The following is a 17,542-nucleotide window of genomic DNA, read 5'->3' on the forward strand; positions in this document are numbered from 1 at the left end:
GGTCCGGCGGGCGGGAGATCGCCAAGAATGGCCGGATGACACCGACCCCCGCCTCCGCACCCGGGAGCCCGAACCGCGCCCGCTCCTTCGACGCGGCCGCCCGGCTGTACGCGGCCCACCGCCCGGGCTACCCGGCCGAACTCCTCGACACCGTCGAGGAACTCGCCGGGCGCCCACTCCGCGGTTCCCGGGTCGCCGACATCGGCGCCGGCACCGGCATCGCCACCGCCCTCCTGCACGCCCGCGGCGCCGACGTCCTCGCCGTCGAGCCGGGCGACGGCATGGCCGCCGAGTTCCGGCGCGCCCACCCGGACATCCCGATCGTGCGGGGCGACGGCGACCGCCTCCCGCTCGGCGACGCCGCGTGCGACTTCCTGACGTACGCCCAGGCCTGGCACTGGACCGACCCCGACCGGTCCGTCCCCGAGGCCCGCCGCGTGCTGCGACCCCGCGGGGCGCTCGCACTGTGGTGGAACGACCTGGACACCGCCGTCCCGTGGATCGCCGAGCAGGACGCCCGCCTGGGCGCCTTCTTCGGCCGCGCCGGTGCTCCGGATCCGCACCCGGTCCGGGGCCTGCCCGCCGAGCTCGCGTTCACCACCCGCCGGGTGCCGTGGGCGCGGCGGATCCCGCTCGAGGCACACCTGGCCAACCACGCCAGCCACTCGGCGTTCCTGGTCCTGGGCGAGGCGGGCACGCGGGAGTTCATGGACGCCGAACGGGGCCGGCTGAGCCGGCTCTTCCCCGACGGCACGGTGGAGGAGCGGTACGTCGTCACCGTCAGCGTGGCCGTCGTATGAGGCGGGGGGCTGCCCTGCCCGCCGTGCCCGCTCTGCCCGCCGTGCCCGCTCTGGCCGCCGTGCTCGCCCTGCTCGGCGGCGCCGGGCTGACCGGGTGCGCGGCCCTGCAGGGCGAGGGCGGCGGCGGCCCGGGAGTGCGGTACTCCCAGGACTACGAGCGGCACGAACCGCTGCGCGTGGAGGGCTACCCTTCGGCCGGCTCGCTGCGGGTGGTCCAGGAAGTCGTCTGGCGGATCGGGGACGGCGAGGCGGGGGCGCTGGCCGCGCTGGGCAGCAGCGACAGCTCGGAGGGGGAACGGGAGCGGGCAGCGAAGCGGTGGGTCGCGCAGTACCGGGGCGGCGCCGCGGGGCCGGTCACCGCGGCGTTCTGCGAGACCGGGCCCGCGGGCGGACGGCAGGTGGTGGCGCTGCGGTTCGCGGCGACCGGCCAGACCAAGGTCCTGCACGTGCGCCTCGACGGCCCCGGCGGCGAGTCCGGCTGGCGGGTCCGCCTCCCGGCCCAGGACACCGCCGAGCCGCCGCCGTCCTGCCCTTAGCCTGCGGCGGCGGTCCGGCCGTTCCGGCTCCGCCGGCGGGTGAGCGCGGGTCCCCCGACACCGTCTGGGGGAGGCTCGGGCGGAGCGCGGTGCGCGGCGGAGCCGGGTTCCTTGGGGCTCCGCCCCACACCCCGCGCCTCGAACGCCGGCGGGGTGGGGTGGGTCGTCGGAGATCCGGGGGCGGGGGTCGTCGGGGTAGGGGTCAGGTGGCGGGCGGGGGGAGGATCGTGGCTCGGCACTGGGCCGGGGTGCCCCAGGCGTTGCGCAGGGGGCGGGCCTTGCGGAGCCACAGGGACAGGTCCAGTTCCTCCGTGTAGCCGACCGCGCCGTGGATCTGGAGGGCGGTCAGGGCCGCGCTGTAGGCCGCCTCCCCGCACCTCAGTTTGGCCGCGGCGACGTCCGGGGGAGCGAGGGAGAGGGCCGCCGCCCAGAGCAGCGGGCGGGCGAACTCCAGGTCCAGGAAGGTGTCCGCCAGGCGGTGTTTGACCGCCTGGAAGCCCCCGATCGGCATGCCGAACTGGGTGCGCTGCTTCGCGTACTGCACCGTGCGCTCCAGCAGCGTCTCGCCGACCCCCTGGCACTGGGCGGCGGTCAGCAGCCGGGCCCAGTCGGCCGCGGCCCGGGCGGCCTCGAGGACGTGCGGGCCCGCGGCCAGGAGTTCCCCCCGGCCGGCCGCCACCGGCGAGAGCCTGCGCGTCGGGTCCGTGGAGCGGGCCGGAGGGCCGGACGCAGGGCCCGCGGACACGCGGAGTTCGCCCGCCGGCGACACCGTGAAGCAGTGCGCGGAGGCGTCCGCGTCCAGGGCGTACGGGCTCCCGCTGGGCCCCGGCAGCGCCAGCGTGGCCAGCGCCTCGCCCGCCACCAGGGCCGGAACGTACCGCTTGGCCGCCGCCCCGTCCCCCAGCTGCCCCAGCCGCCCCAGCAGCACCGCGGCCGCGGCCGTCTCCACCACCGGCCCCGGCATCCCGGCCCGGCCCACCTCCACCATCGCCACGGCCAGCTCCACCGGCAGCAGGCCGACGCCCTCGTACGCCTCCTCCGCGGCCGGCGCGAACAGCCCGGCGGCCGCGAGGCGCCCCCACAGGGCCCGGCCCGGCGCGTGGTCCCCGGCCGCCCAGGCCCGTGCCGCGGCCGGGACGTCCGCGGCGCCCAGCAGCCCGCGCAGGGTACGGGCGAAGTCCGACTGCTCCTCGGTGGGCAGGAAGCGCATCAGCGGCGGCCCTTCGGCAGGCCGAGCAGCCGCTCGGCGATGATGTCGCGCTGGATCTCGTTCGTCCCCGCGTAGATCGGCCCGGCCAGCGCGAAGAGCCACGGCTCCGCCCACGCCCCGTCCGCCAGCTCCGCGTCCGCGCCCAGCAGGTCCAGCGCCGTCTCGTGCAGGGCGATGTCGTACTGCGACCAGAACACCTTGTTCAGGCTGGACTCGGCGCCGATCCGCGTCCCCGCCGCCATCCGGGCCGCGCCGGCCCAGGTGAACAGCTCGTACGCGCGGGCCCCCGCCAGCGCGTCCGCGACCCGGTCCCGCAGCGCCGTGTCCGCGGGATCGCCGACGGCCCGCCACAGCTCCCGCAGCCGGCCGGCCGCGGCGAGGTACCGGCCGGGGGAGCGCAGGGTCAGCCCGCGCTCGTTGCCGGTCGTCGACATGGCGATCCGCCAGCCCTGCCCCGGCTCCCCGATGACGTCCTCGTCGGGGACGAACACCTCGTCGAGGAACAGCTCCGCGAAGGCCGGCTTGCCGTCGAGGCGGCCGATCGGCCGCACCGTCACGCCCGGCGCCCGCAGGTCGAACATCAGGTACGTCAGCCCCCGGTGGGGCTCGGCGGCCGCCGGGTCCGTACGGAAGATGCCGAACGCCCGGTCCGCGAACGCCGCCCGTGAGGACCACGTCTTCTGCCCGGACAGCAGCCAGCCGCCCCCGGTGCGCTCGGCCCGCGAGCGCAGCGCGGCCAGGTCCGAGCCGGCCTCCGGCTCGGACCAGGCCTGCGCCCACACCACCTCCCCGCTCGCCATCGGCGGCAGGACCCGCTCCCGCTGCGCGGGCGTCGCGTACTCGAAGAGGGTCGGCGCCAGCAGGCTGATGCCGTTCTGCGAGACCCGGCCCGGCGCACCCGCCGCCCAGTACTCCTCCTCGAAGACCAGCCACCGCTCCAGGTCCGCGCCCCGGCCCCCGTACTCCTCGGGCCAGCTCACCACCGACCAGCGGTCCGCGTGCAGCCGCGCCTCCCACGCGCGGTGCGCGGCGAAGCCCTCCGCCGTCTCCAGCGAGGGCAGGGGGTCGGCCGGGACGTGGCGGACGAGCCACTCCCGTGCCTCGGCCCGGAAGGCCTCGACCTCCGCCGTATGGGTCAGGTCCATCGGTGCTCGCCTCCGCTTCCCTAACAAGTGTTTGGTAGGTTAACGTGCGTCCACCGGCGCGTCGAGACGAACGCCGCGAGCCGGGCCCCGCACAACCGGCAGAGGAGGCAGCCCCGTTGGACACCACGGTCCCGGTCCCCGTTCCCGGTCACGGTCTGCTGCGGGGCCGCTCGGCGGTCGTCACCGCTGCCGCCGGAGCCGGCATCGGCGGGGCCACCGCCCGCCGCTTCCTCGAGGAGGGCGCCCGCGTCGTCCTCGGCGACGCCCACGCCCGCCGCCTGAAGGAGACCGAGGAGGCGCTGGCCGCCGAGTTCGGCGCGGACCGGGTCACCTCCCTGCCCTGCGACGTCACCGACGAGGCCCAGGTCCAAGCCCTGTTCGCGCACGCCGAGCGCACCCACGGCCGCCTCGACGCCGTCGTCAACAACGCCGGGCTCGGCGGCACCGCCGCCCTCGCCGACATGACCGACGAACAGTGGCTCAGGGTCCTCGACGTCACCCTGAACGGCACCTTCCGCTGCACCCGCGCCGCCCTGCGCTCCTTCCGCGCCGCCACCCCCCGGGGCGGCGGCGTCATCGTCAACAACGCCTCGGTCATCGGCTGGCGCGCCCAGGCCGGCCAGGCCCACTACGCCGCCGCCAAGGCCGGGGTGATGGCGCTGACCCGCTGCGCGGCGCTGGAGGCGGCCGAGTTCGGCGTACGGGTCAACGCCGTCGCCCCGAGCCTGGCCATGCACCCGCACCTGGCCAAGGTCACCAGCGAGGAGCTGCTGCAGGAGCTGACCGCCCGCGAGGCCTTCGGCCGGTACGCCGAGCCGTGGGAGGTCGCCAACGTCATCGTCTTCCTGGCCAGCGGCTACTCCTCGTACATGACCGGCGAGACCGTCTCCGTCAGCAGTCAGCGCGCCTAGGCCGAGAATGGGCGTGTGCCAACGAACAAGCCGACCAGCAGACCGACCGGCAAGCCGACGGCCGCGCCGGCTGCCAAGCCGACCCCGTCCGGGAAGAGCGCCGTGACGCCGCCGCCCGAGCGGCGCCGCGAACTCCTCGGCACCGCCGCCGAGGTCTTCGCCGCCCAGGGCTACAACGCCACCACCGTCCGCAAGATCGCCGACGCCGCCGGCATGCTCGCCGGCAGCCTCTACTACCACTTCGATTCCAAGGAATCGATGCTCGACGAGATCCTCTCCACCTTCCTCGACGAGCTGTGGGAGGGCTACGACGCCGTCCTCGCCGCCGGCCTCGGCCCGCGCGAGACCATCGAGGCCCTCGTCACCGAGTCCTTCCGCGAGATCGACCGGCACCGCGCCGCCGTCGCGATCTACCAGAAGGAGTCCCGGCACCTGGCCGCACAGCCCCGCTTCCGCTACCTGTCCGAGTCCCAGGCGAAGTTCGAGAAGGCCTGGCTCGGCACGCTGGAGCGCGGGGTCGCCGACCGGGTCTTCCGCGCCGACCTCGACGTCCGCCTCACCTACCGCTTCGTGCGCGACACGGTGTGGGTGGCGGCGTCCTGGTACCGGCCGGGAGGGCAGCACAGCCCCGAGGAGATCGCCCGCCAGTACCTGTCGATGGTCCTGGACGGGATCGCCGTACGCAGCTGACCGCCCCCGGGCCCGGCCGGGCCCGACCCCGTCGAAGGAGCCCCCGATGCCCGAGGCCTACATAGTCGAAGCGGTACGCACCCCCGTGGGGCGGCGCGGCGGAGGCCTGTCCGCGGTCCACCCGGCCGACCTGGGCGCGCACGTCCTCACCGCCCTGGTCCGGCGCAGCGGGATCGACCCGGCTGCCGTCGACGACGTGGTCTTCGGCTGCCTGGACGCGGTGGGCCCGCAGGCCGGGGACATCGCCCGCACCGCCTGGCTGGCGGCCGGCCTGCCGCAGGAGGTGCCGGGGGTGACGGTGGACCGCCAGTGCGGCTCCTCGCAGCAGGCCGTGCACTTCGCGGCGCAGGGGGTGCTCTCCGGCACCCAGGACCTCGTCGTCGCGGGCGGCACCCAGAACATGTCGATGGTCCCCATCGCCTTCGCCTCCCGGCAGGCGGCCGAGCCGCTGGGCCTGACCGAGGGCCCGTACGCCGGCAGCAGCGGCTGGCGCGCCCGGTACGGGGACGCACCGGTCAACCAGTTCCACGGCGCCCAGCTGATCGCGCAGAAGTGGGGCATCTCGCGCCGCGACATGGAGGAGTTCGCCCTGCGCTCCCACCGGCGGGCCGTGCGCGCCCTCGACGAGGGCCGCTTCGTCCGCGAGACCGTCCCGTACGGGGACGTCACCGCCGACGAGGGGCCCCGCAGGGACACCACCCTGGAGAAGATGGCCGCCCTGAAGCCGGTCCTGGAGGGCGGCACCATCACCGCGGCGGTCTCCTCGCAGGTCTCCGACGGCGCGGCGGCGATGCTGATCGCCTCGGAGCGGGCCGTCGCCGAGCACGGCCTGCGGCCGCGGGCCCGCATCCACCACCTGTCGGTCCGCGGCGAGGACCCCATCCGCATGCTGTCGGCGCCCATCCCCGCCACCGCGCACGCCCTGAAGAAGACGGGCCTGTCCCTGGACGACATCGACCTGGTGGAGATCAACGAGGCCTTCGCGCCGGTCGTCCTGGCCTGGCTGAAGGAGACCGGGGCCGACCCCGACCGGGTCAACGTCAACGGCGGCGCCATCGCGCTGGGCCACCCGCTGGGTGCGACCGGGGTGAAGCTCATGACCACCCTGCTGCACGAGCTGGAGCGCACCGGCGGCCGCTACGGCCTGCAGACGATGTGCGAGGGCGGCGGCCAGGCCAATGTGACCGTCATCGAGCGCCTGTAGCCGGGCGCAGGGGGCGGGGCCCGCCGGGTGCCCGCCCCCGGCGGCGGCGAGGTGTGCTAGCTTTAACAGCGTTGCAGTTGTGGTACCCATGAACCTTATGTGCGCCTGACGGGTATGTTCCTTCAGGCGCTTTTATTGTTTTTCGCCGGAATCGCCGGTTGGGGCCCTGCCGCCTTATTACGGAGATTCATCATGGCACTTGGCACCGTGAAGTGGTTCAACTCGGAAAAGGGCTTCGGCTTCATCGAGCAGGACGGCGGCGGCCCCGACGTCTTCGCCCACTACTCGAACATCGCCACCCAGGGCTTCCGCGAGCTCACTGAGGGTCAGCGCGTTTCCTTCGACGTCACCCAGGGCCAGAAGGGCCCGCAGGCCGAGAACATCCTGCCTGCCTGACGCATCCAGCATGCCGGGGTCCGCACCGCGAGGTGCGGACCCCGGCTTGTCTGCTGTCTCGACCTTGTCATACCTGCCGGTCTTCAGGAGGGCCTTACCGCATGATCAGCTCCAGCTCCGCACGTCCCGGCCGCCGACCCGCCCGGGGCCGAGGTGCGGCACAGGGACGTCCGAAGACTGGCGCCGAACGGCAGCGGTCCGCGCCGGCCCCCGCCCGGCCGCAGGAATTCACCATGCCCGAGCCCGTGGTCCCGGCGCTGCCGCCGGCCGCCGCCTTCGAGGACATGGACCTGCCCGAGGCGCTGCTGAAGACCCTCGCCGCCCAGGGCGTCACCGAGCCCTTCCCGATCCAGGCCGCCACCCTGCCGAACTCCCTCGCCGGCCGCGACCTGCTCGGCCGCGGCCGCACCGGCTCCGGCAAGACCCTCGCCTTCGGCCTGGCCCTGCTCGCCCGCACCGCCGGCCGCCGCGCCGAGCCGAAGGCTCCGCTCGCGCTGGTCCTCGTACCGACCCGCGAACTGGCCCAGCAGGTCACCGACGCCCTCACCCCGTACGCCACGGCCGTCCACCTGCGCCTCGCGACCGTCGTCGGCGGCATGTCGATCAACCGGCAGGCGGGCGCGCTGCGCCGCGGCGCCGAGGTGCTCGTCGCCACGCCGGGCCGGCTGAAGGACCTCATCGACCGCGGCGACGCCGTCCTCGACCAGGTCTCGATCACGGTCCTCGACGAGGCGGACCAGATGACCGACATGGGGTTCATGCCGCAGGTCACCGCCCTGCTCCAGCAGGTCGAGCCGGACGGCCAGCGGCTGCTGTTCTCGGCGACCCTGGACAAGAACGTCGACAAGCTCGTCAAGAAGTTCCTCAGCGACCCGGTCGGCCACTCCGTCGACCCGTCCGCCGGCGCGGTCACCACCATGGAGCACCACGTCCTGTATGTGATGGACGAGACCGACAAGAAGGCCGTCGCCACGCGCATCGCGGCCCGCGACGGCCGCGTGATCATGTTCGTGGACACCAAGCGCGGTGTCGACCGCATGGTCAAGCGGCTGCTCGCCGACGGCGTGCGCGCCTCCGGCCTGCACGGCGGGCGCTCCCAGCCGCAGCGCAACCGCACCCTGGACTGGTTCAAGACCGGCGAGGTCACCGCGCTGATCGCGACCAACGTGGCCGCCCGAGGCATCCACATCGACGACCTCGACCTCGTCGTCAACGTGGACCCGCCCACCGACCACAAGGACTACCTGCACCGCGGCGGCCGCACCGCCCGCGCCGGCGAGTCCGGCAGCGTGGTCACCCTGGTCCTGCCCGACCAGAAGCGCGACATGTCCCGCCTGATGGCGGACGCCGGGATCTCCCCGCAGACCGCGCAGATCAAGTCCTCCGACGAGGAGCTGGCCCGGCTGACCGGCGCCCGGCAACCCTCGGGCGTCCCCGTGGTGCTCGAGGTGCCCCAGCCCACCCCGCCGAAGCCGCGCAGCGGCGGCGGCCGCTCCGGCTCGGGCGGTGGCGGACGCCGCCGCTCCGGTGGCGGCGGCCAGGGCGGCCAGGCAGGCCAGGGCGGTCAGTCGGGCCGCAGCGGCTCCCGTACCGGCGCGGCCGCAGCCCCCGCCTCCGGCGGCCGCGGCCGCCGCTCCGGCGCCGCCGGCTCCGGTCAGGCGCCCGCCTCCTCCGCCTCGTCCGGCTCCGGCCAGTCCCGGCGCGGCCAGGGCTCCGGCTCCGCCGGCCAGGGCCGACGCGGTGCGGGCGGCTCCGCCTCCGGCGGCGGCGCGGCCGCGGCCTCGGCGCGCAGCCGGGTCGGCACGGCCGGCCAGGGCCGTCGCAGGGCGGGCTGAGCCCGCGGCGCCACGGCGCCGCAGTGCAAAGACGACGAGGCCGGGCGAGCGCGTGCAGCGCCGCCCGGCCTCGCACCGTTCCCGCGGCTAGCGCACCAGCTTGTCCTGGAGCTTCGACAGCGTCCGCAGGTCCAGGCCGAGCCCGTTCACCAGGTAGCCGTAGAAGCCGCCGTAATCGGCCTCCAGCTGCGCCGTCGCGGCGTCCAGGTAGTCCTGGCGCACCTCCTGGAGCGGGATCAGCAGGTCCGGGTTCTGCATCCGCCCCGACTGCTTCAGCCCCGCGCGCACCTGGGCGTCGTACGCCGCCCGGAAGGTGTTCGAGGCCAGGTAGTCCCGCTCGGCCGTCTCCTTGGGCACGGCCAGCGCGCGCAGCAGGACGTAACTCGTCCACCCCGTCCGGTCCTTCCCCGACGTGCAGTGGAAGAGCAGCGGACCCTGGTTCCCGTCCGCGACCTCCCGCAGGGTCGCCGCGAACTGGGCCCGGTTCTCGGGGTTCGTCACGAACGTGCGGTAGATGTCGCGCATGTAGGCCTCGGCCCGGCCGCCGCCGAGCATCTGCTCCTGCTGCACGGGGTCGCCGCTGGATATCGCGGTGACCAGCGTGCCGTACAGGCCCAGGTCGCTGACCGGGCGCGAGGTGGCGGCGAGCCCCGGCGGCAGCCTGTCGGCGCCGTCGTACCGGACTTCCATGGGGATGCGGAAGTCGACGACCTTCGTGAGGCCGAGACCGGAGACGGTGGTGATGTCCGCCGCGGTCAGCTTGCCCAGTGCGTCGGAGCGGTAGACCAGCCCCTGGCGGACCCGGCCGCCGGTGTACGTGTCGTACCCGCCGAGGTCCCGGACGTTGACGGCGCCCTGGAGGGGGATCTGCCGGATCGTTTCTGTTGCGGTGGCGGTGGCGGTGGCGGTGGCCGGCGGCCGGTGCCGGTGCTGCGGGAGGGAGGCCGGCGCCGCGGCGTACGCGGCGCTCGGCACGGCCGCGGCGGCGAGGGCGCTGCAGGCCAGGACCGCGCTCGCCAGGCGGTTTCGGTCACGTCTCATCGGTGGCGACTCCTAGGGCACAAGAAGGGATCACCCTGGTGGTGGCAGGGCGGTGGACCCGTGCAGCTGTTCCAGTCGTGCCAGCACGGCGTGTGCTTCGGCCATGACGCGGCCGACGAGCTCCGCGCACGACGGCAGATCCTCGATCACCCCCGCGACCTGGCCCGATGCCATGACGCCGAGGTCCGTACGGCCCTCGACCATGGACGCCTTCAGGAGCATGGGGGTGTTCGCCGCGAGCAGGACCTGGCTCCAGGACAGGTCCTTGCCGTGTTTCATCGCGAGCCCGTCGCGGACCATCCGCGGCCACGACAGCCCCGACACCTTCCGGAACGCGGCCGCGTGCCGCACCGCCCGCAGCAGCGCCCGGGCCCGGCCCGCCCGCTCCAGCGAGGCCACCAGCTCCGTGCGCAGCATCCGGTGCGGCAGCCCGTCGACGGCCGTCGTGACCGTGACGTCCCCGACCCCCGCCGCCAGGTAGCGGGCCTTGACCGCGTCCGGCACGGTCGAGTCGGACGTCAGCAGGAAACGGGTTCCCATGGCGATGCCCGCCGCCCCGTACGACAGCGCCGCGACCAGCCCGCGCCCGTCGCGGAAGCCGCCGGCCGCGACCACCGGGATGTCGACGGCGTCGACGACCTGCGGCAGCAGCACCGTCGTCGCCACGTCCCCCGTGTGCCCGCCGCCCTCGCCGCCCTGCACGATCACCGCGTCCGCGCCCCAGGCCGCGACCTTCTCGGCGTGCCGGCGCGCCCCGACCGAGGGGATCACCACCACGCCCGCGTCCTTCAGCCGGGCGATCAGCTCCGCCGAAGGCGCCAGCGCGAACGACGCGACCCGCACGCCCTCCTCGACGATCAGCCGGGCCCGCTCGGCCGCGTCCCCGGCGTCCGCCCGCAGGTTGACCCCGAACGGGGCGTCCGTACGGGACTTGACCTCGCGGACCGCCGCGCGCAACTGCGGGAGCGTCATCGTCGCCGAGGCCAGGATCCCCAGGGCGCCCGCCTCGGCCGCCGCCGTGACCAGCCGCGGCCCGGCCACCCAGCCCATCCCCGTCTGCACGATCGGATGCCGGACCCCGACCAGCGCCGTCAGTGCCGTATCCACCGCCTCAGCCCCGCACTTCCCGCTCGCGCAGCCCCGCCGGGTCGAGCACCTCGCGGATCAGCCGCAGCTCCTCGCCCGTCGGCTCGCGCGTGTACGGGACGGGGCCCTCCGGCTCGTCCAGGGCGAACCCGGTCGCCTCCCGCACCTGTTCGACGGTCACGCCCGGGTGGAGCGAGGCCAGCCGCATCGACCGGTCCGGGGTCGCGAAGTCGAACACGCCCAGGTCGCTGACCACCCGCGGAAGCCGGTGGAACCGCGTCACCCCCGCCGCCGCGGCCCGGTCGTACCCCACCCCGCTCACCATGTCGACCCGCTCGACGAACACCCGGGGCGAATGCCGCGGCACCCAGTAGCTCACCGGGTTGTTCAGGGTGTTGACCGGCGCGCCCCGCACCCCGAGGAGCTGGCGGGCGGGCCGCTCCCAGTCGCCGATGCAGGAGATGTTCTGGTTGCCGTACCGGTCGAGCTGGCTGGCCCCCATCATCACGTGCCGCCGACCGCCGGTGACCATCGTCAGGTGGCGCCGGTACGGGAGCCAGCCCTCCACCTCGCCGTCCGGGCCGACCAGCATCGCCTCGCCGTCGGTCAGCAGCAGGCCGGGCGAGAAGGTCCGCCTCGCCACCCGCGCCCCGAGGGAGGGGATCAGGCCCATCGGGCTCGCGAGCACCTCGCCGTCGCCGCGCCAGGCCTCCGCGCAGGCGATGACGCAGTACTCGGCGCGGGTCGCGGGGGCTCCGGTGCGGGGGCCGGTGCCGGGGGCGGGGCCGGTGCCGGGGCCGGTCGGGGGTGTGCTCACGGCCGCTCCTCCTTCTGCTGCTCCTCGTGCCAGGCGCGTACGGCGTCCTGGTAGGCCTGCTCGCCCGTCCCGGACAGGAAGCGGGCGGCGAACTGCGGCCAGGGGGTGGCCGCGTACAGCTTTTGGAAGGCCTCGTCGCGCCCGTAGTCGGGGACGCAGGAGGTGAAGTGCGCGCCGTTCGGCGTCTCCACGACCCCCGTCACGCTGTGCCGGCTGACCAGCAGGGACTGCGGGGGCCCCGCCTTGGCGAGGTCGGCGGTCCCGACGAGCTGCTCGCAGGAGACGTACGCGGCGTCGGCGGCCTCGCAGAAGAGGTCGTCGAAGTAGGGGTCGGGGCCCAGGTACTGGCCGTTGCCGAGCCGGTCGGCGCGGTTGAGGTGGACGAGGGCGGCGTCCATCCGCAGGGCGGGCACCGCCACCAGCTCCTCGCCGTCCTCGTACGGGGAGGTGACGGTCCGAAGCTGCGGGTTGACCCGCATCACGTCGGAGCCGAGGCCGGCGCGCACGGGCAGGAAGGGCAGCCGGTTGGCGGCGGCGTGCAGGCCCCACATGAACATGGCCTCGTCGAGCTCGGTCAGGGTGAGGGCGCCGCTCTCGCGGGCCGCCCGGAAGTGCGGCTCCAGCGGGATCGAGTCGAGCGTGGCGAAGGGGGCCACCAGGTGGCGGATCCGGCCGGCGGCCGCGAGCAGGCCGACGTCGGGTCCGCCGTACGAGACCACGGTCAGATCGGTGATCTCGGAACGGAGCAGTGCCCGCACCAGGGCCATCGGCTTGCGCCGCGAGCCCCAGCCGCCGATGCCGAGGGTCATGCCGCTGCGCAGCCGCCCCACGACCTCCTCGGGGGTCATGCTCTTGTCGGCGGTGACGGATCCGGTGCCGGTCATCGGGAGCCTGCCTTTCCGAAGGTGTCGCGCACCCGGTCGGCCACCCCGCTGAGGTTGGCCTCGAAGGTGAACCCCTGCTCGAAGCGGTAGCTGCGGCGCACGTCCACCGGGTCGATGCCGTTGATGGCCGCCTTGGCCAGCCGCAGCAGGTAGCCGTCCTTGCGGGCGATCTCGGCGGCGAGCGCGAGGGCGGCCGTGCGCAGCTCCGCCCGCGGCACCACCTCCCAGACCGAGCCGTGGGCGTGCAGTTGGGCGGCGGTGGCGGTCCGCGAGGTGTAGTACAGGGTCCGCATCAGGTGCTGCGGAACCAGCCGTGACAGGTGGGTGGCGGCGCCGAGCGCGCCGCGGTCGAGCTCGGGCAGCCCGAAGACGGCGTCGTCGGAGGCGACGATCGCGTCCGCGTTGCCGACGAGCCCGATGCCGCCGCCCAGGCAGAACCCCTGCACCGCCGCGACGACCGGCACCTCGCACTCGTACACGGCGGCGAAGGCCTCGTAGCAGCCGCGGTTGGCGCCGATCAGCCGGGCGTGGCCGGTGTCGCGCTGCATCTCCTTGATGTCGACGCCCGCGTTGAAGCCGCGGCCCTCGGAGGCCAGGACGACGCACCGGTGCGCAGGGTCGCGGCCGGCCGCGCGCAGGGCGTCGGCGAGCTCGTACCAGCCCTGGACGGGGAGGGCGTTGACGGGGGGGAAGTCGACCGTGACCAGTGCGACGCCCTTGTCGGGGTTCGAGGTGGAGACACCCATGACCGGATCAGCTACCTTTCCACCAAACGTTTGTTAGGTGAAGTTGTCAGGGGAGGAAGGTAGCAGCCGATGGAGGGCGACGGGAGGGTTCCGGGCGGCGGGCTTGCGGACGGGAGGCTGCTGGAGGGGAGGGTCGCCGTCATCACCGGCGGGACCCGGGGCGTCGGGGCCGGTATCGCCCGCTCGTTCCTGGAAGCGGGCGCGGAGGTGGTCCTGTGCGCCCGCCGGCCGCCGCGGGAGCCGGTCGCGGCCGGCGGGCGCGCGGCCTCCTACCTCCCGGCCGACCTGCGCGACCCGGCCGCGGTCCGGGAACTCCTCGACGCGGTGGACCGCCGCCACGGCCGGCTCGACTGCCTGGTCAACAACGCGGGCGGCACCCCGTACCGGCCGCTGGAGGAGGGCGGCGCCGCACGGCACGCGCGGGTGGTCGAGCTGAACCTGCTGGCCCCGATGACCGCCTCGCTGGCGGCGTACCCGCTGCTGCGCGCGGCGCGCGGCTCGGTGGTGATGGTCGGCAGCGTCAGCGGCACCCGGCCCTCGCCCGGCACGGCGGCCTACGGGGCGGCGAAGGCCGGGCTGGAGCACCTCGCCCGGTCCATGGCGGTGGAGTGGGCGCCGGAGGTGCGGGTGAACACGCTGGTGCTCGGCATGGTGCGGACCGAACTGGCGCACCTGCACTACGGGGACGCGCAGGGCGTCGCGGCGGTGGCGGCGACGGTCCCGCTCGGCCGGCTGGCGGAGCCGGCGGACGTCGGGGCCGCGGCGGTGTTCCTGGCCTCGGACCGGGCGCAGTACGTGAGCGGGGCGAGCCTGCTCGTGCACGGGGGCGGGGAGCGGCCGGCGTTCCTGGACGCGGCGACCGCCAACAAGGAGGGCTGAGATGGGCACGGATGCGGACAGGGGAAGGGGCGAGGGGATGGGTGAGGGGATGGATGCCGGCGTGGGCGTGGGCGTGGGCGTGCGCGGGGGCATGGCTCAGGGGCGGGTCGTCGTCGTGACGGGCGCCGGGCGGGGGCTGGGCCGGGCCCACGCGCTGGCCTTCGCCGCGGAGGGCGCGAAGGTCGTCGTCAACGACCTCGGCGTCGGCCTCGACGGGCTGCCCGGCCCCGACGGCCCGGCGGCACAGGTCGTCGCCGAGATCCGCGCGCGGGGCGGGGAGGCGGTGGCGCACGGCGGGGACATCGCCACCGCGCAGGGTGCGGCCTCGCTGGTGGAGTGCGCGCTCGGTGCGTTCGGCCGACTGGACACCCTGGTCAACAACGCGGGCTTCCTGCGCGACCGGATGCTCGTCAACCTGACGGAGGCCGACTGGGACGCCGTGCTCCGCGTCCACCTCAAGGGCCACTTCCTGCCGCTGAAGCACGCGGCCGCGCACTGGCGCGCCGAGGCCAAGGCGGGCCGGCCGGTCGCGGCGCGCGTGGTGAACACCTCTTCGGGGGCGGGTCTGGCCGGCTCCGTCGGGCAGGGCTCCTACAGTGCGGCCAAGGCGGGCATCCTCGGGCTGACCCTGGTCGCGGCCGCCGAGCTGGGCCGGTACGGGGTGCAGGTCAACGCGATCGCCCCGGCGGCCCGGACCCGGATGACCGAGGAGGTCTTCGCGCAGACCATGGCGGCGCCGGGGGAGGGCCAGTTCGACGCGATGGCCCCGGAGAACGTCTCGCCGCTGGTGGTGTGGCTCGGCAGCGGGGCCTCGGCCGGGGTCACGGGCCGGGTCTTCGAGGCGGAGGGCGGCCGGATCACGGTGATGGAGGGCTGGCAGCGCGGCCCCACCGCCGAGCGGGGCGCCCGCTGGAGCCCGGCCGAGGCGGGGGAGGCGGCCGCGAAGCTGCTCGCGGCGGCCCGGGCCCCGCACCCGGTGTACGGGGCGTCGTAGCCGGCCGGCCCGTCGCCCGGGCCCCTCGCCCTCCGGCCCGGCCGGTCAGGGGGATTCGGCGAGGCGGGCCGCCGCGCGGAGCTGGCGGGCGTTCGAGCCGCGCAGGAAGCGGATCACCGTCTCCAGCTCCGCCGTGGTGAACTCCTCGCACAGTTCCGCCACCTCGCGCGCCCAGTCCTCGAACACCGGCCGGATCGCGTCGAGTTGCTCCGGAAGCGCCTCGACCAGCACCCGCCGCTTGTCCGTCGGGTGCTTGACCCGGCGGACGTAGCCCTTGCGCTCGAGCCGGTCGACCAGGCCCGTCACCGAGGCCGGGGCCAGCCCTGAGTGCTCGGACAGCTCCTTGGCGGTCAGCGGCCCGCGCCGCTGGAGCAGGTCCAGCGTCTTGGTCTCCGTCGCGCTCAGACCCTGCCGGGCCGCGGCCGCCTCGTGGAAGACGATCGTCGCCGCGCTGGTGTCGCGGCCCGTGCGGTTGAGCTCGGCCAGCACCTCGGCCCGGCGCGGGTCGTCGTTCTCCCGCCCCTCGCGGCTCTCGCGGCCCCCGCCGCTCTCCCGGTGCTCATCGCTCTGGTCGCTCATGGGAACACCGTACCAACTCTTTAGTTCGCCCGAACGAAAGAGTTGCGGTCGGGCCTGTGCCCGTGCAAGTCTTTCGTTCGGACGAACGAAAGACCTTCTCCGGCTGGAGGCCGCCATGACCGTCGCCCCGATCCCCGCACCGCAACCGCCATCGGACCAGGCACCGGGTCCCACGGCGGATCCGACAACGCAGCCCACGGCGGATCCGACAACGCAGCCCGCAGCGGGCCCGACAGCGGGCCCGGCCCCTCATCCGCGCCGCTGGGCCGCGGCCGCCGTCATGATGGCCGCCGCGCTCATGGACCTGCTCGACGTGACCATCGTCAACGTCGCCATCCCCTCCATCGGCCGCGAACTGCACGCCTCCGAGAGCGCCCTGCAGTGGCTCGTCTCGGCCTACCTCCTCGGCTTCGCCGCCACCCTGATCGTCTCCGGCCACCTCGGCGACCGCTACGGCCGCAAGGCCCTCTTCCTCGCCGGAACCGCCGGCTTCGGCCTCGCGAGCCTCGGCTGCGGCCTCGCCCAGAGCCCCGGCCAGCTCGTCGCAGCCCGCGCCGTGCAGGGCGTCACGGCCGCGCTGCTGATGCCCCAGGTCCTCGGCTCCTTCCGCACGCTCTTCCACGGCAAGGAGCGCGGCGCCGTCTTCGGGATCTACGGGGCCGTCGCCGGCTTCGCCTCCGCCGTCGGACTGCTGCTCGGCGGCCTGCTCACCGATGCCGACCTGTTCGGCTGGGGCTGGCGGTCGGTCTTCCTCGTCAACGTGCCCGTCGCCCTCGCAGCGGTCGTTGCCGCAGCCGTCCTCGTCCCCGCCACCCGCGAGCGCGGCGCCGGCCGCCCCGACCTGCTCGGCAGCCTCGTCCTCGCGGGCGGCCTGATCGCCGTCGTGCTGCCGCTCGTGCAGGGCGAGGCGAACGGCTGGCCGCTGTGGGGCTGGCTGTGCCTGACCGCCGGCGTCCTCGCGGTGGCCGGCCTCGGCCTGGTCGAGGCGCGCCGCCGCGCGGCGCGGGTGCCGCTGCTGCCCGCCCGCGCCTTCCGGCTCCCCGCCTTCTCCGTGGGCCTCGCCGTCCAACTGCTCTTCGCCGTCGGCATGCAGGGCTTCTTCCTGGTCTTCGCGATCTGGCTGCAGGGCAGCCAGCACTACACCCCGATGCAGGCCGGCGTCCTCACCGTCGCCTTCTCGGCCGGCGGCTTCCTCACCGCGCCCGCCGCCGATGCGCTCGCGGTGCGCTTCGGCCGCCTCGTGCTGGCCGCCGGGGCGCTGCTGATGGCGGGCGGCTTCGCCGCCGTCTGGTACGCGGTCCCCCCGGCGGGGGCGGGGGCGGACGCCGTTGCCGGCGCAGCCTCCGCCGCCGGCCCGGTCGGGGCCTGGCCGCTCGTGCCGGGACTGCTCCTCGCGGGTGCCGGGCTCGGCTTCCTCGTCGTACCGCTGGTCAACGTCGTCCTGTCCGCCGTCCCCGCCGACATCGCCGGCGGCGCCTCCGGCATCTTCTCCACCGCCCAGCAGTTCGGCGGGGCCCTCGGCGCGGCGGTCATCGGCAGCGTCTTCTTCGGCGCCCTCACCGACGGCGGCCCCACGCATGCGCTGACGGCCGCGATGCCGTGGGTGTGCGCCGGGTTCCTCGTGTGCGCGCTGCTCTGCCTCGCGCTGCCGCGCACGGCGGTCTCGCCGCAGGCGGAGCCCGCGGCCGGCGCCGTCTAGGTCGTCTCTTTCGGATCTTGCCGGTCAAGCCCGCGTCGTCCGGTGCCGTGCATCGGCGTGTTGGCGGGGCGCCCTTGTACTGGACGTACT

General features: G+C 75.1%; 18 protein-coding genes. 10 read left to right on the forward strand and 8 right to left on the reverse strand.

The window, feature by feature from the left end:
* Positions 1 to 35 precede the first annotated feature (35 nt).
* Together AB0953_RS21460 and AB0953_RS21465 are read left to right on the forward strand one after the other, a co-directional pair.
* Positions 36 to 800, forward strand: a complete 765-nt coding sequence (locus tag AB0953_RS21460) for a class I SAM-dependent methyltransferase (protein ID WP_366861097.1) — start codon at positions 36 to 38, stop codon at positions 798 to 800.
* 23 nt (positions 801 to 823) lie between these two features.
* Entirely contained in the window at positions 824 to 1,336 is a 513-nt protein-coding gene (locus AB0953_RS21465) for a hypothetical protein (protein ID WP_366861098.1), read from the forward strand.
* A gap of 202 nt (positions 1,337 to 1,538) precedes the next feature.
* Here AB0953_RS21465 and AB0953_RS21470 read toward each other — a convergent pair whose 3' ends face one another.
* Complete coding sequence (locus AB0953_RS21470; RefSeq protein WP_366861099.1) at positions 1,539 to 2,546, reverse strand: acyl-CoA dehydrogenase family protein; 1,008 nt, start codon at positions 2,544 to 2,546, stop codon at positions 1,539 to 1,541.
* Positions 2,546 to 3,691, reverse strand: a complete 1,146-nt coding sequence (locus AB0953_RS21475; RefSeq protein WP_366861101.1) for an acyl-CoA dehydrogenase family protein — start codon at positions 3,689 to 3,691, stop codon at positions 2,546 to 2,548. Before AB0953_RS21475 ends, AB0953_RS21470 begins: the two co-directional genes overlap by 1 nt.
* A 116-nt stretch (positions 3,692 to 3,807) precedes the next feature.
* Between AB0953_RS21475 and AB0953_RS21480 the strand changes: the two genes are divergently transcribed.
* The 5 genes from AB0953_RS21480 to AB0953_RS21500 all read left to right on the forward strand — a co-directional run bounded on the left by AB0953_RS21480 (position 3,808) and on the right by AB0953_RS21500 (position 8,727).
* Positions 3,808 to 4,602 (forward strand): SDR family oxidoreductase, encoded by a 795-nt coding sequence (locus AB0953_RS21480; RefSeq protein WP_366861102.1) that lies wholly within the window; start codon positions 3,808 to 3,810, stop codon positions 4,600 to 4,602.
* 102 nt (positions 4,603 to 4,704) lie between these two features.
* Positions 4,705 to 5,292 carry a TetR/AcrR family transcriptional regulator gene (locus AB0953_RS21485; protein WP_366861123.1) on the forward strand — a complete coding sequence of 196 codons (588 nt, stop codon included), beginning with the start codon at positions 4,705 to 4,707 and terminating at the stop codon, positions 5,290 to 5,292.
* Between the two features lie 46 nt (positions 5,293 to 5,338).
* On the forward strand, positions 5,339 to 6,496 hold the full coding sequence (locus tag AB0953_RS21490) for an acetyl-CoA C-acetyltransferase (protein ID WP_366861103.1): 1,158 nt from the start codon (positions 5,339 to 5,341) through the stop codon (positions 6,494 to 6,496).
* Positions 6,497 to 6,688: 192 nt separating this feature from the next.
* Positions 6,689 to 6,892 (forward strand): cold-shock protein, encoded by a 204-nt coding sequence (locus tag AB0953_RS21495; RefSeq protein WP_008743912.1) that lies wholly within the window; start codon positions 6,689 to 6,691, stop codon positions 6,890 to 6,892.
* Positions 6,893 to 6,993: 101 nt separating this feature from the next.
* A complete protein-coding gene (locus AB0953_RS21500; RefSeq protein WP_366861104.1) occupies positions 6,994 to 8,727 on the forward strand; it encodes a DEAD/DEAH box helicase in 1,734 nt (577 codons plus the stop codon).
* 87 nt (positions 8,728 to 8,814) lie between these two features.
* Here the strand turns inward: AB0953_RS21500 and AB0953_RS21505 are convergent, their stop codons facing one another.
* From AB0953_RS21505 to AB0953_RS21525, 5 genes are all read right to left on the reverse strand, one after another.
* The gene (locus AB0953_RS21505) at positions 8,815 to 9,768 is read right to left on the reverse strand and encodes a tyrosine-protein phosphatase (protein WP_366861105.1); all 954 of its coding nucleotides are present in this window, start codon (positions 9,766 to 9,768) and stop codon (positions 8,815 to 8,817) included.
* A 30-nt stretch (positions 9,769 to 9,798) separates the two neighbouring features.
* A complete protein-coding gene (locus AB0953_RS21510) occupies positions 9,799 to 10,875 on the reverse strand; it encodes a nitronate monooxygenase (protein WP_366861106.1) in 1,077 nt (358 codons plus the stop codon).
* A gap of 4 nt (positions 10,876 to 10,879) precedes the next feature.
* Positions 10,880 to 11,578, reverse strand: a complete 699-nt coding sequence (locus AB0953_RS21515; RefSeq protein WP_366861124.1) for a CoA-transferase — start codon at positions 11,576 to 11,578, stop codon at positions 10,880 to 10,882.
* 89 nt (positions 11,579 to 11,667) lie between these two features.
* Complete coding sequence (locus tag AB0953_RS21520; protein ID WP_366861107.1) at positions 11,668 to 12,555, reverse strand: CoA-transferase; 888 nt, start codon at positions 12,553 to 12,555, stop codon at positions 11,668 to 11,670.
* Positions 12,552 to 13,301 (reverse strand): enoyl-CoA hydratase family protein, encoded by a 750-nt coding sequence (locus AB0953_RS21525; RefSeq protein ID WP_366861108.1) that lies wholly within the window; start codon positions 13,299 to 13,301, stop codon positions 12,552 to 12,554. The genes AB0953_RS21520 and AB0953_RS21525 overlap by 4 nt, the downstream gene beginning before the upstream one ends.
* Positions 13,302 to 13,370: 69 nt before the next feature.
* Between AB0953_RS21525 and AB0953_RS21530 the strand changes: the two genes are divergently transcribed.
* Together AB0953_RS21530 and AB0953_RS21535 are read left to right on the forward strand one after the other, a co-directional pair.
* Complete coding sequence (locus AB0953_RS21530) at positions 13,371 to 14,180, forward strand: SDR family oxidoreductase (protein ID WP_366861109.1); 810 nt, start codon at positions 13,371 to 13,373, stop codon at positions 14,178 to 14,180.
* A gap of 91 nt (positions 14,181 to 14,271) precedes the next feature.
* Positions 14,272 to 15,174, forward strand: a complete 903-nt coding sequence (locus AB0953_RS21535; RefSeq protein WP_366861125.1) for an SDR family oxidoreductase — start codon at positions 14,272 to 14,274, stop codon at positions 15,172 to 15,174.
* 45 nt (positions 15,175 to 15,219) lie between these two features.
* Here the strand turns inward: AB0953_RS21535 and AB0953_RS21540 are convergent, their stop codons facing one another.
* Entirely contained in the window at positions 15,220 to 15,753 is a 534-nt protein-coding gene (locus tag AB0953_RS21540; protein ID WP_366861110.1) for a MarR family transcriptional regulator, read from the reverse strand.
* A gap of 283 nt (positions 15,754 to 16,036) precedes the next feature.
* Between AB0953_RS21540 and AB0953_RS21545 the strand changes: the two genes are divergently transcribed.
* Entirely contained in the window at positions 16,037 to 17,452 is a 1,416-nt protein-coding gene (locus AB0953_RS21545; protein ID WP_366861126.1) for an MFS transporter, read from the forward strand.
* The last annotated feature ends 90 nt before the right edge of the window (positions 17,453 to 17,542 follow it).

The sequence above is a fragment of the Streptomyces sp. NPDC046866 genome (assembly GCF_040704625.1).
Classification (GTDB): domain Bacteria; phylum Actinomycetota; class Actinomycetes; order Streptomycetales; family Streptomycetaceae; genus Streptomyces.

Coding starts and splice junctions, on each gene's coding strand:
- AB0953_RS21460 (WP_366861097.1), top strand. CDS start 36: ATGACACCGACCCCCGCCTCCGCACCCGGGAGCCCGAACCGCGCCCGC.
- AB0953_RS21470 (WP_366861099.1), bottom strand. CDS start 2,546: ATGCGCTTCCTGCCCACCGAGGAGCAGTCGGACTTCGCCCGTACCCTG.
- AB0953_RS21475 (WP_366861101.1), bottom strand. CDS start 3,691: ATGGACCTGACCCATACGGCGGAGGTCGAGGCCTTCCGGGCCGAGGCA.
- AB0953_RS21490 (WP_366861103.1), top strand. CDS start 5,339: ATGCCCGAGGCCTACATAGTCGAAGCGGTACGCACCCCCGTGGGGCGG.
- AB0953_RS21495 (WP_008743912.1), top strand. CDS start 6,689: ATGGCACTTGGCACCGTGAAGTGGTTCAACTCGGAAAAGGGCTTCGGC.
- AB0953_RS21500 (WP_366861104.1), top strand. CDS start 6,994: ATGATCAGCTCCAGCTCCGCACGTCCCGGCCGCCGACCCGCCCGGGGC.
- AB0953_RS21505 (WP_366861105.1), bottom strand. CDS start 9,768: ATGAGACGTGACCGAAACCGCCTGGCGAGCGCGGTCCTGGCCTGCAGC.
- AB0953_RS21520 (WP_366861107.1), bottom strand. CDS start 12,555: ATGACCGGCACCGGATCCGTCACCGCCGACAAGAGCATGACCCCCGAG.
- AB0953_RS21525 (WP_366861108.1), bottom strand. CDS start 13,301: ATGGGTGTCTCCACCTCGAACCCCGACAAGGGCGTCGCACTGGTCACG.
- AB0953_RS21530 (WP_366861109.1), top strand. CDS start 13,371: ATGGAGGGCGACGGGAGGGTTCCGGGCGGCGGGCTTGCGGACGGGAGG.
- AB0953_RS21535 (WP_366861125.1), top strand. CDS start 14,272: ATGGCTCAGGGGCGGGTCGTCGTCGTGACGGGCGCCGGGCGGGGGCTG.
- AB0953_RS21540 (WP_366861110.1), bottom strand. CDS start 15,753: ATGAGCGACCAGAGCGATGAGCACCGGGAGAGCGGCGGGGGCCGCGAG.
- AB0953_RS21545 (WP_366861126.1), top strand. CDS start 16,037: ATGGCCGCCGCGCTCATGGACCTGCTCGACGTGACCATCGTCAACGTC.